The 11,748-nt window shown below is 64.3% G+C and carries 10 protein-coding genes; 7 read left to right on the top strand and 3 right to left on the bottom strand.

Annotation, left to right across the window (positions count from 1 at the left end; all coding sequences use genetic code 11):
• Positions 1-198: 198 nt before the first annotated feature.
• From VL752_RS16030 to VL752_RS16020, 3 genes are read right to left on the bottom strand one after another with little or no spacing between them, the layout of a single operon-like run.
• On the bottom strand, positions 199-1,026 hold the full coding sequence (locus VL752_RS16030; RefSeq protein WP_325356863.1) for an amidohydrolase family protein: 828 nt from the start codon (positions 1,024-1,026) through the stop codon (positions 199-201).
• A 4-nt stretch (positions 1,027-1,030) separates the two neighbouring features.
• Positions 1,031-2,095, bottom strand: coding sequence for an aldo/keto reductase (locus tag VL752_RS16025; protein ID WP_325356862.1), 1,065 nt, complete (start codon positions 2,093-2,095; stop codon positions 1,031-1,033).
• Between the two features lie 33 nt (positions 2,096-2,128).
• A complete protein-coding gene (locus tag VL752_RS16020; RefSeq protein ID WP_325356861.1) occupies positions 2,129-3,238 on the bottom strand; it encodes an iron-containing alcohol dehydrogenase in 1,110 nt (369 codons plus the stop codon).
• A 269-nt stretch (positions 3,239-3,507) separates the two neighbouring features.
• On the opposite strand from VL752_RS16020, the gene VL752_RS16015 reads away from it, so the two are divergent.
• The 7 genes from VL752_RS16015 to VL752_RS15985 all read left to right on the top strand — a co-directional run.
• Positions 3,508-4,518 carry a LacI family DNA-binding transcriptional regulator gene (locus tag VL752_RS16015; RefSeq protein ID WP_325356860.1) on the top strand — a complete coding sequence of 337 codons (1,011 nt, stop codon included), beginning with the start codon at positions 3,508-3,510 and terminating at the stop codon, positions 4,516-4,518.
• Positions 4,519-4,600: 82 nt separating this feature from the next.
• A complete protein-coding gene (locus VL752_RS16010; RefSeq protein ID WP_325356859.1) occupies positions 4,601-5,722 on the top strand; it encodes a sugar ABC transporter substrate-binding protein in 1,122 nt (373 codons plus the stop codon).
• 25 nt (positions 5,723-5,747) lie between these two features.
• Positions 5,748-7,307 (top strand): sugar ABC transporter ATP-binding protein, encoded by a 1,560-nt coding sequence (locus tag VL752_RS16005; protein ID WP_325356858.1) that lies wholly within the window; start codon positions 5,748-5,750, stop codon positions 7,305-7,307.
• Positions 7,304-9,319, top strand: a complete 2,016-nt coding sequence (locus VL752_RS16000) for an ABC transporter permease (protein ID WP_325356857.1) — start codon at positions 7,304-7,306, stop codon at positions 9,317-9,319. The genes VL752_RS16005 and VL752_RS16000 overlap by 4 nt, the downstream gene beginning before the upstream one ends.
• A gap of 19 nt (positions 9,320-9,338) precedes the next feature.
• Positions 9,339-10,115 carry an SDR family oxidoreductase gene (locus VL752_RS15995; protein ID WP_325356856.1) on the top strand — a complete coding sequence of 259 codons (777 nt, stop codon included), beginning with the start codon at positions 9,339-9,341 and terminating at the stop codon, positions 10,113-10,115.
• A gap of 17 nt (positions 10,116-10,132) precedes the next feature.
• Positions 10,133-11,065 (top strand): 3-keto-5-aminohexanoate cleavage protein, encoded by a 933-nt coding sequence (locus tag VL752_RS15990; RefSeq protein ID WP_325356855.1) that lies wholly within the window; start codon positions 10,133-10,135, stop codon positions 11,063-11,065.
• A gap of 48 nt (positions 11,066-11,113) precedes the next feature.
• Positions 11,114-11,748: SMP-30/gluconolactonase/LRE family protein (locus tag VL752_RS15985; RefSeq protein WP_325356854.1), on the top strand; the 635-nt coding region annotated here is incomplete at its 3' end.

Raw genomic sequence — 11,748 nt, 5'->3', positions numbered from 1 at the left:
TCTCCTGCGTGGCGCCCGGTCTGTCGAGCGCAGGCGGGGGAGCGTCAGCCTTGGCCTTCGCCTGCGCCTTCAGCGCGAAATAACGCGCGCGATGGAAATCGGGGGACTGTTCGTCCAATTGCATGCGGAGACTCCTGAAGCCGAGGTCACGGAGATGGGAAGCAAATTCCCTGCCGCGCCGGTCGCGGGCCGCGGGTCTCAGGCGCCCAGGCGATAGAAGCGCGCCCCGTTGGTCTCGAAGATCTTTTCGAGATCGGCTGCGTCATACAGCTCGGCCAGCAGCGTGCGGGCGAGGTCCATGACCTCGCCATGGCGCGCGGCCAGCGTGCAGACCGGCCAATCGGTGCCGAAGACCAGCCGCTCCGGCCCGAAGGCCTTTGCTGCGTGACGGAGGAAGGGGCGGATTCGGTCCGCCGACCAATCTGCGCCGGCTTCCGTCACCATCCCGGAGATTTTGCACATCAGGCGGGGATGGGCGGCCAGCGCCGTCATGTGACCGGCCCAGTCGCCTAAAGTCGGCTTGGTCATCTCCGGTTTGGAGATATGGTCGACGATGCCGCAGAGGTCAGGCACCTCGGCCAGAACGGTCAGCATCGCCGGCAGATGGCGCGGAAAGGTCAGGATATCGAAGGGCACGTCCTGCCGCGCGACCTCCCTGAGCGCCGCGCGGAAGCGCGGATCGAGGGTTTTCTCGGGCGGATGCTCCTGCAGCATGGGGCGCAGCCCCACCCATTTCGGCTGGGCGCGATAATAGGCGAGGCGGGCAGGGAAGTCCTCGGCCGTCATGTCCAGCCAGCCGACGACCCCGGCGACGAAGTCCGTCTCCGCCGCCAAAGCGAGCAGAAAATCGGTCTCGGCCTCGGTCTCCGCTGCCTGCACGACGATGCTGCGGGTGATGCCGGCAGCCTGCATCAGCGGCCGCAGATCGGCGGGCAGAAAATCCCGGTAGAGCACGCCGGTTTCAGGCGTCAGCCAGCCGTAATCGCCGCGCTCTGGCCGCCAGAAATGCTGATGCGCGTCGAGCATCACGTCAGCTCTGGTTGAGCGCGCGGTCGATATCGGCCCAAATCGCCTCGGGCAAATCCATGTCGATCCAGGCGATATTCTGCAGCAACTGCGCCCGGCTGCGCGCGCCCACGAGCACAGAGGTGATGGCGGGATGGCGCAGTGGAAAATTGATCGCCGCAGCACCCAGTGGCACGCCATGCTCCTCGCAGATCTCCCTGAGTGCTTCGACCTTGATGACGACATCTGACGGGGCGTCCGCATAGTCGAACTTCTGCACCCCGCGCGCTGGGGTCGCTAAAATGCCAGAGTTGAAGACGCCGCCAAGGACGACGGCGACCTCGCGCTTCTGTACCAGCGGCAGCAGCGTCTGCTCTGCGCTGCGGTCGAGGAGCGTGTAGCGGCCGGCGAGAAGACAGCAATCGAGATCGGTCTCCTCCAGTGCGTCCCGGATTGCTTCCCATTCATTGACCCCGAGACCGAAACCGGCGATGTCCCCGGCCGCCTTCAGCTCCTGCAAGGCGCGGAAGCCACCACCCTTGGTCAGCGCATCCCAGTGATGATCATGCAATGCGCCATGGGTGACGCGCCCGATATCATGCACATAGAGAATGTCGAGGCGGGCGAGACCGAGGCGTTGCTGGCTGTCATCGTAGCTCCGCATGATACCGTCATAGCTGTAGTCGAAGACCTCGCGGAACGGCAGGCCGTTGTACCAGCCCGGATCGAGCGGGTTCTTCGGCGGCTCGGGCGGCAGACGGCGCCCGGCGCGGTCCGTCGTCATCAACCGACCGACCTTCGTGGAAAGAATGAAGGGTTCGGTCTTCTCGCGTAGCGCGTGGCCGGTCAGATGTTCCGAGCGCGTCATCCCATACATCGGCGCGGTGTCGAAATACCGGATCCCCTGCTCCCAGGCGCATTCCAACAGATCGAAGGCCTGGCTACGCGGCAGCGGGCCATAAAGGCCGCCAAGTGGCGCAGTGCCGAGGCCGAGCGCCGTGACCGAAAGGCCCGTGCGCCCGAGCGGCCTCAATGTGGTTGCATCCAGCCGCGCGGCTTCTCCCGTCTGCGGCCCTGCCTGCTCAATCATCGCGATATCCGTCTCCCTTTGTCGGTCAGAGCATCAGCGCGATTGCTGTATGATGTCCAGATAGTCCTGCTGGCTGGCACGGCGCGGATTGGTCGCGTGGCAGTGGTCGAGCAGCGCCGCGTGGGAGACCTCCTCCATCATCGCCTCGGTGACGCCGAGGGCGCCAAGCCCGGCGGGCAGGCCCAGACGCTCGTTGAGCGCCGTGATCACCGTATCGGGTGCGCCGCCCATCAACTCGGTCAATTTGTCCCATTTGGCGCCGATCGCCGGGCGGTTGAAGCGCAGAACCGCGGGCATCAAAATCGCGTTGAGCGTGCCGTGATGCAAGTTGAGGGAACGGATGGCGCCCATCGGATGGGTGATGGCATGCACCGCGCCGAGGCCCTTCTGGAAGGCCATCGCCCCCTCGAAGGCGCAGATCATCATGTCGCGTCGGGCGGTCTTATCGGCGCCGTCTTTCGTAGCTGGCTCGATGGCGCCGAGGCCACAGGCCAAGCCATGCAGGGCGATCGCCTCCGCCGGTGGGTTGAAGGCCGGCGCCATATAGGTCTCAAGACAGTGAGAGATCGCATCCATCCCGGTCGCGGCGGTCAGGAAGGGCGGCAAGCCGTAGGTGAGTTCGGGATCAATCAGAGCGATCGTGGGCAGGATGAAGGGGGAGAGGATGCCGAGCTTGCGCCCTTCGGCGGTGGTGATCAGTGCGCCACGCCCGACCTCGGAGCCGGTGCCGGCGGTCGTCGGCACCGCGATCATCGGGGAGATGCGGTTGTGGATGCGCGCAACACCGCCGTTGACGGCGGCGTATTGGCCGAGCGGCGCAGGATGTCCGCTCAACAAACGCACCCCCTTGGCAAGATCGATCGAGGAACCGCCGCCCAATCCCACGATGCCGTCGCATTCATTGCTTTGGTAAAGGGCGAGGGCGGCAAGCACCGCCTCTTCGGTCGGATTGCCTGGCGTGCCGTCGAAAACGACGGCGTCGGGCAGCGATTCAGTAATGCGGGAGACGAGACCGCTGCGCACTAGTCCCGCATCCGTCGCGATCAACGGGCGCGTCACGCCGAGTGCGGCGAGCAGTTCTGGAAGGCGGGTGATCTCGCCCTCGCCGAACTCGATGCGGGTCAGATAATTGATCGTGCTCATCGGTTGCCTTCCCCATTTATCCCCGAGATTGCCACCGACGCGCGCTTTTGGCGACAGTGTGGGCCCGCGAGGCGCTCGTTGCAGTGCAGCACGACGCCGCTGGGCGCTGATAAGAATCAGGTAGCGTCCATCTTGCCACTTGACAAGCGAGGGGTGAATGCGTTGGACTTGGCGCCAACAGGGTAAACGTTTACCCAAAAACTACCGGAAACGATTCAGGGACCGCGATGCCGCCCGCCCGCCCGCTTCGCCAGGAGCAAACAGAGGTCTTGTCGCCCAAGCCGAAGACAGTCGGCATTCAGGCGGTGGCTGCGCGCGCCGGCGTCTCCATTGCCACCGTTTCCCGTGTCCTCAACGGCATCAGCACCAAAGCGAATGAGGAGACCCGGGCGCGGGTGCGAGAGGCAGCGGAGGTGCTCGGCTATCGCCCCGCCCATGCCGGCCGCGCGCTGCGGATGCGGCAGACGCGCCTCGTCGCCCTGCTCATCCCCGATATCGCGAACGCGTTCTATTCGGCCATCGCGCGCTCGATCGAAACCACGCTGCGCGGCCGGGACCATACCATGATTCTGTGCAACACCGGCGAAGATCCAGGTTTGCAGGATTTCTATCTCGAGGAGATGCAGGCCTATCACGTGCGTGGCGTGGCGCTTCTCGGCGCGGTCGAAAGCGAGGGGCTTGCCCAGGCGCTGGCAGGTGGCCTGCCCATTGCCTTTGTCAACCGCAAGCCGCCGCGCGGCGGCGGTGTTTTTGTCGGCATTGACAATGTCGCCGCAGGGGAGGCAGTTGCTGAGCACTTTCTTGCCCAGGGTTTTGACGATTGTGCCGTCATCCACGGGCCGCTGCACTCCTCGGCCAGCCGCGAGCGTTATGAAGGTTTCCTGGGGCGGCTCGGCCGCGCCGGCCGTGCGCCGTCGCCCGCTCATCTTGTGGCGGGCGGTCTTTCGATTGAAGGCGGCTATCAGGCTGCCGGCCGGCTACTGGACAAGGCCCGCCATCCCCGCGCGATCTTCTGCAGCAACGATCTCGTGGCTTACGGGCTATACCGTCGCTGTCGCGAGCTTGGCCTGAACGTGCCTCAAGATGTTGCAATCTTCGGCTTTGACGACAATCCAATGAACGACTGGGTCGCGCCATGGCTCAGCACCGTCCACATTCCGTATGACGCCTTCGGCGCAGCCGTGACCGATGCCCTCTTCCAGATATGGGAGGGCGCGGATACGGCGCGTCCGGCGGAATCGCTGCCTTTCTGCCTGAAGCTGAGAGGCTCCGCCGAATAGCGCCTGAAGCCTGATGACCGAGAAGAAGACCAAGAACAACCAAAAATAGTGCCACAACAGGCACATAGAAACGGGGGAAACGATGAAGCTATTAGCGCGCATGGCGACGGCCTTTCTGGCGGGCGCCGCGGTTCTGACAGGCGGCGGCGCCTTGGCCCAGGCCAAGCCCTTCAAAGTCTATTTGAGCATGAGCTATATTGGGAACGATTGGCAGGCCGAGGCCGAGAACATGGTTAAGGCCATGGCCGCCTCTGCCGGGCTGAAGGATAAGGTGAAGCTGGAGGTTCAGGTCTCGGGTCCCAATGCTCAACGCCAGATCCAGCAGATCAATGCCATGGTGCAGGCGGGCGCGCAGGCGATCGTTGTCTATCCCATCTCGCCAACCGCGCTGAACCCAGTCATTCGCGCGGCTTGCGCGCGACACGTCGTCGTCATCGCCTATGATGCCCAGGTGACAGAGCCTTGCGCCTACAACGTACACATCAATCAGAACGAGGCCGGCACCGTCACAGCGCAGTGGCTCGCCGACAAGCTCGGTGGCAAGGGCAATATCGTGCTGATGGACGGCGTGCCCGGCACCTCCGTCGATACCGACCGCACGGCCGCAGCCAAGGCCGTCTTCGCGAAATATCCCGGCATCCACGTCGTCGCCGAAGGTGTCGGCATGTGGAGCCAAGCGGTCGCCCGCACCGAGCTTTCCAAGATCGTCGCAACCCATCCCTGGAAGGATATCGACGGCCTCTGGATGCAGGTCGGCTGTCTGACCGCGACCTCCATGGAAAGCGAAGCGGGCATCAAGGACGACGCGCTGAAACCCTGCGCCGGGGAGGGCGCAAATGGCCACCGCGTACAGATGCTGGCGAGCGGCACTGCGGTCGACGGTGCGCACGGCACCTACCGCCCGATGGGCCTGCCCAGCATTTCCTATGCCTCGCCGCCCTATTCCGGCGCGCTGGCGCTCAAGCTCGCGGTCGGCAAGCTGGAGGGCAAGCCTCTGGCGCATGACATCGTCCTGCCGCTGCCGCTGGCGAAGAACGATACCGTGAAGATGTGCACGACCGGCAGCTGGAAGGACATGCAGGGCGGCTGCAACGTCTTCCAGCCGGCCATCATCAGCAATCCCGGCTGGTTCGCGGCGATCTTCTCGACCGAGACGCCCGAGGTCGGCCTGCAGGCGGCGCTGCACGCAACGCCGGAACAGTAAGCCGGCAGGAGGAGGCGAAAGTGCCATGACCATGGCCCAATCCCACGCCATCGCGGTGCACAACATCCGTAAGGCCTACGGCCCGACCGTTGCCTTGTCGGATGCGAGCTTCGCGGCGGGAACCGGCACGGTGCACGCCCTGCTGGGCGAGAACGGCGCCGGCAAATCGACCATGGTCAAGATGCTGAGCGGCCTTGTGCAGCCCGATGCCGGAGAGATCGCAATCTTCGGCGAGACCATGCATCTCTCAAACCCGCGCGATGCCCATCGCGCGGGTTTGCAGACGGCTTTTCAGGAACTGACCCAGGTTCCAGATCTCACGGTCTGGGAGAATATGCTGCTGCCCTACCAGCCGGTGGGGGCGCTCGGTCTGCTCAAGCGCCGTGCAGGGCAGGCGCAGGTAGCGGCCCATCTCGAAAGTCTCGGCCTCGGCTTTGTCTCTCCGCGCGCGGAGATTCGCCGCTTCGACCTGGCAGTCAGGCAGAAGATCGAGATTGCGCGCGCTTTGATGCGCAATCCGCGCATTCTGCTGCTGGACGAGCCCACCTCGGCACTGTCGGGTGATGACATTCACTGGCTGGGGGACATCATGGCCCGGCTGAGGGCAGCCGGTACCACCATCCTTTTTATCTCCCATCGCATGCCGGAAGTGCGGGAGTTCTGCGATGATCTGACCATCCTGCGGAACGGCCAGAGCGTCGGCACCTTCGCGGTTTCTGAGGTGAGCGATGCAGAGGTGATTGAGCGCATCATTGGCCGCTCCATTGCGGCCACTTTTCCGGCCAAGCGCGCCTTACCGCAGGAAGCGCCGGCCGTGCTGGAGGCGCGGAGCCTCGGCGGCGGCGAAATGCGGCAGGCCGATCTCACGCTTCATGCCGGCGAAATCCTGGGCGTCGCCGGGCTGCAGGGCATGGGCCAGCGCGACCTGTTCCTGACCCTCTTCGGCGATGTCGAGGCGCGCACGGGGGAGATCCTCGTGGGTGGCGAGCCCGTGGCGCTTCGCTCGCCGCGTGATGCGATCGATGCGCGCATCGGCATCAACCTGGTGCCCGAGGAACGCAAGACCGAAGGCCTGTTCCTCAAACTCAATGGCAGCGCCAATACGACCCTGCCGGTGATCGAGCGTTTCATTCGGGGCGGTCTCATCGACATGGCGGCGGAACGCCTAGCAGTCTCTGCGGCGCTTGCGCGTGTGCAGGTGGATCAGCGCGCGCTCTATATGCCCGCGCGCTCCTTCAGTGGCGGCAACCAACAGAAGATCGTGCTGGCCCGGTCACTCGTCGCCGGCAGCCGCATCCTGCTGCTGTTTGATCCGACACGCGGCGTCGATGTCGGCACCAAGCACCAGATCTATCAGCTCATCGCGGAATTCGCGGCCGCCGGCGGATCGGTGCTGCTCTATTCGACGGAAATCGCCGAAGTGATCGGCCTCAGTCATCGGGTTCTCGTCGTCTATCGTGGCCGAATCACCGAGGAACTGGAGGGCGAGGGTATCACCGAGGCCGCGATCATGGGTGCGGCCCTTGGCCATGCGCATGCGCCGGATGTGCGCGGGCAGGACAGCAGGATTGGAGCCTTCGCATGAGCGCCGCGCTCTCCGCCGGTATGCTGCCGGAACTTCTGCGCCGGCGGGGACTGCTCACCGCAATCCTCGTCTTCGTGGTCCTGCTGGTGACCGTCAATCTGCTCTCCGCCGCGCCGATGGGCTATTTCGACGTCTCCTATATGTCTTCGGGCGGCGCGCCGCTGGCCTTGGCCGCAGTCGGCCAGACCCTCGTCATCCTCACCGGCGGCTTCGATCTCAGCGCCGGAGCGGTGATCTCCCTCGTCAATGTGCTTCTGGCGACGCATCTTGGCGCTTCTCCGGGATCGGAAATCCTCTGGGCCGTCATCGGCATTGGGGCCGGCGCCTGTGTCGGCGCGGTCAACGGTTTCTTCGTCGCCGTGTTGCGGCTGCAGCCTATTGTCGTGACGCTCGCCGTGATGTTCGTGACCGAAGGTATGACGCTGCTTGTGATGGACAAGCCCGGCGGTACGGTGCCTGCGGATTTCTCGGCCTTCTTCACCGGCAGCGCCATTCCTAACCTGCTTCCGGCGCCCATCATCATTGTGGTCGCGGTTCTCGTGGTCTGGGGATTGCTCAAGCAGACGCGCTTCGGCACCGCGCTCTATGCCGTCGGCAGTGACGCGGATGCCGCCCGCTTCATCGGCATCAAAGTGGTGCGCACGACCTTCCTCACCTACATGCTGGCCGGCGCCGCGTACGGCCTGGCCGGGGTGATGGTGACGGCGCAGACCAGCACCGGCGATCCGCTGGTCGGTCAGCCGTTGCTTCTGCAGATATTCGCGGCTGTCGTCATCGGGGGCACGGTTCTAGGCGGCGGGCGTGGCGGATGCGTGGGCTCGGTCTTCGGTGCCTATGCGCTCATGCTCATCGTCAATATCCTGCTCGTCCTCAACGTGCCGGCCTATTACGGCACGGTGGTGGAGGGGCTGATCCTCATCCTCGCTTCCTTCAGCGGCGCCGCCCATGCCGGGCTTCCCGTGGCGCGCTGGCTGGCATCGCCGAGCCTGCCATCCTTCCGCAGGCGTGCGCGGGGCGCGGTGACCGATCTTCATCTGCCCAGTGCGCGAGCAGGAACCGTTCCACGCGTTCCCTGGATGCGCCGTCATGCGGAGGCGCTGCGCTACGCGGTGCCCGCCTATATCTGCTTCTTGCTCGTCCTCGTTGTGACCGGCCTGATGTTCGGCGGCATCGGGCCGCATTACATCGGCGTGCTGGCGGTGCTCTCCTCCTTCCTCATCATCCTGGCTCTCGGCCAGGGCGCCGTCATCCTCACCGGCGGGCTTGATCTGTCACTACCCTGGACGATCGGGCTTGCCGGCATTCTTGTGGCCGGCCTCGCGCAGGGGTCGGCGGATGCCGCGTTATGGACCATTCCCCTGGTGCTCGCGGTGGGGGCGGCCATCGGCGCCCTCAATGGTGCCGGCGTCGTACTCTTCGGCTTGCCGCCGATCGTGGTCACGCTCGGCATGAACGGCATCCTGCAGGGCGTGGCCTTGCTTTACAGCGGCGGCACGCCCTCGGGCTTCGCGCCGCCTGCAGTGCGCTGGGTGATGACCGGCAGCCTCGGGGGGATCACGCCGGTCATTTGGCTGGTGCTGCTCTTCATCCTCGCCGCCTGCCTGTTGCTCTCCCGCACCGGCCTCGGCCGTCGCATCTATGCGGTCGGCAATAATCCGCGTGTCGCGCGCCTCGCGGGGGTGAATGTTGGCCGCACGACCATTGGCGTCTATGTGTTGAGCGGTCTCTGCTCGGCCTTGGTCGGCATCATGCTGGCGGGTTTCAGTGGGCAGGCGAGCCTCGGCATGGGGGATGACTATCTGTTGCCATCGATCGCGGTTGTCGTCGTTGGCGGCACGCTGATCACTGGTGGGCGCGGCACCTATCTCGGCATGGTCGGCGGCGTGCTGCTGCTGACAGCGTTGCAAACCTTGCTGGCGGGCACCACGACTCCGCCGGCCATTCGCGAAATTCTCTATGGCGCCGTTGTGCTCGCAGCCGTCGTGGCATTGCGCGAGCGGGCGCCGGGCTGAAGGATAACAGGAAAGCACCATGCAGAACCGTCAGGTCAAACCGGGTCTTCGCGTTCTCGTGACCGCAGGTGCCAGCGGCATCGGCCGCGCCATCGCCGATGCCTTCGTGGAGGATGGCGCCCGGGTTCATGTCTGCGACGTCAACGAAGCAGCACTCGCGGATTGTGCGGCAAGCACGGGCGTCAGCACCTCCGTCACCGATGTCTCGGACGAGGCGGCTGTGGCGCGCATGGTCGACGACGCAGTGGCGGCCCTCGGTGGGCTCGATGTTCTCATCAACAATGCCGGCATCGCGGGGCCTACCGGCACGGTCGACGAGATCGCGTCGGACGCCTGGCGCCGCACCATCGACATCAATCTCAATGGGCAGTTCTACTGCGCCCATTACGCCGTGCCGCATCTGCGCGCGGCGGGTGAGGGGGCGATCGTCAATATGTCCTCCTCCGCCGGGCGGTTCGGGTATGCCTATCGCACACCCTATTCCGCCTCGAAATGGGCGATCATTGGCCTCACGCAAAGCCTCGCCAAGGAACTCGGCCCTGATGGTATCCGCGTCAATGCCATCCTGCCCGGGATCGTGAAAGGACCGCGCATGGAAGGTGTCATCCGCGCGCGGGCGGAACAGACCGGCGTAAGCTATGAAGTGATGGAGGCGGAATATCTTCAGCGCATTTCACTGCGGCAGATGGTGACGCCGGATGACATCGCCTCCGCCGTCATCTTCCTGTGCAGCCGGGCCGGCTGGATGATCTCCGGGCAGTCCATTCCCGTCTGTGGCAATGTCGAGAGTCTGTGAGAGAAAGGGAGGGTCGCATGGCCGCCACACGTAAAGTCATCATCACCTGTGCCGTCACCGGCGCCATCCATACACCGTCCATGTCGCCCTATCTGCCGGTGACGGCGGATCAGATCGCGGAGGCCGCAATCGGCGCAGCCGAAGCGGGTGCGGCCATTGTGCATCTCCACGCGCGCGATCCTGAGACCGGACGGCCCGATCAGAGCCCAGCGGCCTTCCTGCCTTTCCTTAAGCGTATTCAGGCGGCATCCGATGTGGTGATCAACCTCACCAGCGGCGGCGCGCCCTACATGAAGATCGACGAACGCATTGGGCCCGCGATGACGCACAAGCCTGAGGTCGCCTCCCTCAACATGGGCTCCTTCAACTTCGGCCTTTTCCCCATGCTGAAGCGCTACAAAGAGTTTAAGCATGAGTGGGAGCGGGCGCATCTCGAAAACAGCGTTGATCTCATCTTCCGCAACACCTTCAAGGATATCGAATACGCGCTAGAGTCCTGCGCCGGGAACGGCACGCGCTTCGAATTCGAATGCTATGACATCGGCCATCTCTACAATCTCGCGCATTTCGCGGAGCGTGGCCTCGTCAAGCCGCCTTTCTTCGTGCAGACGGTCTTCGGCATCCTGGGCGGCATCGGCACCCATCCTGAGGACGTGGCGCATATGAAGCGTACGGCGGATAGGCTGTTCGGCACCGACTATCGCTGGTCCGTTCTGGGTTCGGGCCGCATGCAGATGCCGATCGCAGCAATGTCCGCGGCGCAGGGCGGGCATATCCGGGTGGGGCTGGAAGACAGCGTCTGGATCGGGCCGGGCGTCCTCGCAAAAAGCAATGCCGAGCAGGTAGGCCGGGCCGCCGAGATCGTCCATGGTCTCGGCCTCGAGGTCGCGACGCCGGATGAGGCCCGGGAGATCCTGGCGCTCAAGGGTCGCGACAAAGTCGGTTTTTAACGAGATAGAACGGCCGCACTAGAACGAGCCGAGCCAGGGAACAAGAAAATGTCAGAGGAAGCCGATATCCGCGTGCTCGTGGATTGCAAGAACATCCTGGGTGAGGGACCTCTCTGGGATGTGGAAGAGCAGCGCCTCTATTGGATCGACAGTTTCGGCAACAAGGTCTTTCGCTGCACAGAACATGGCACGGAGATCGCGGAATGGGACGTGCCGGCCAATATCGGCTCCATGGCACTCCGCGCGAAGGGAGGCGCCGTGGTTTCACTGCAGACCGGCTTTCATTTTCTCGATTTTAAATCCGGGGAGACGACGCCGATCTACGATCCGGAATCCAACATCCCCAACACGCGGCTGAATGACGGCAAGGTCGATCGGCAGGGCCGCTTCATTGCCGGCTCCATGGACATGAAGGAGGAGGGGCCGAATGGCGGTCTCTATCGGCTTGACCCCGATCTGTCCGTCCATAAGCTCGAAGGCAATATCATCTGTTCCAATGGACCATGCTGGAGCCCGGAGGGAACGACCTTCTATTTCACCGATACCTGGTCCGAGGAAATCTCCGCCTACGACTATGATACGGCGACCGGCACGCCCTCCAACAAGCGCTGCTTCGCTTCGTTCAAGGAGATCGGCGGTGCGCCGGACGGCGCGACCGTGGATGCGGAAGGCTATGTGTGGAG

This window comes from Acidisoma sp. (assembly GCF_035492295.1).
Taxonomy (GTDB): domain Bacteria; phylum Pseudomonadota; class Alphaproteobacteria; order Acetobacterales; family Acetobacteraceae; genus Acidisoma.
Note: the sequence above shows the minus strand (reverse complement) of the source record. Positions and strands in the feature narration are given on the sequence as shown.

Bases quoted from the DNA above. Each gene is read 5' to 3' on its own strand.
- VL752_RS16030 (WP_325356863.1), bottom strand. From the start codon at position 1,026: ATGCTCGACGCGCATCAGCATTTCTGGCGGCCAGAGCGCGGCGATTAC.
- VL752_RS16025 (WP_325356862.1), bottom strand. From the start codon at position 2,095: ATGATTGAGCAGGCAGGGCCGCAGACGGGAGAAGCCGCGCGGCTGGAT.
- VL752_RS16020 (WP_325356861.1), bottom strand. From the start codon at position 3,238: ATGAGCACGATCAATTATCTGACCCGCATCGAGTTCGGCGAGGGCGAG.
- VL752_RS16010 (WP_325356859.1), top strand. From the start codon at position 4,601: ATGAAGCTATTAGCGCGCATGGCGACGGCCTTTCTGGCGGGCGCCGCG.
- VL752_RS16005 (WP_325356858.1), top strand. From the start codon at position 5,748: ATGACCATGGCCCAATCCCACGCCATCGCGGTGCACAACATCCGTAAG.
- VL752_RS16000 (WP_325356857.1), top strand. From the start codon at position 7,304: ATGAGCGCCGCGCTCTCCGCCGGTATGCTGCCGGAACTTCTGCGCCGG.
- VL752_RS15995 (WP_325356856.1), top strand. From the start codon at position 9,339: ATGCAGAACCGTCAGGTCAAACCGGGTCTTCGCGTTCTCGTGACCGCA.
- VL752_RS15990 (WP_325356855.1), top strand. From the start codon at position 10,133: ATGGCCGCCACACGTAAAGTCATCATCACCTGTGCCGTCACCGGCGCC.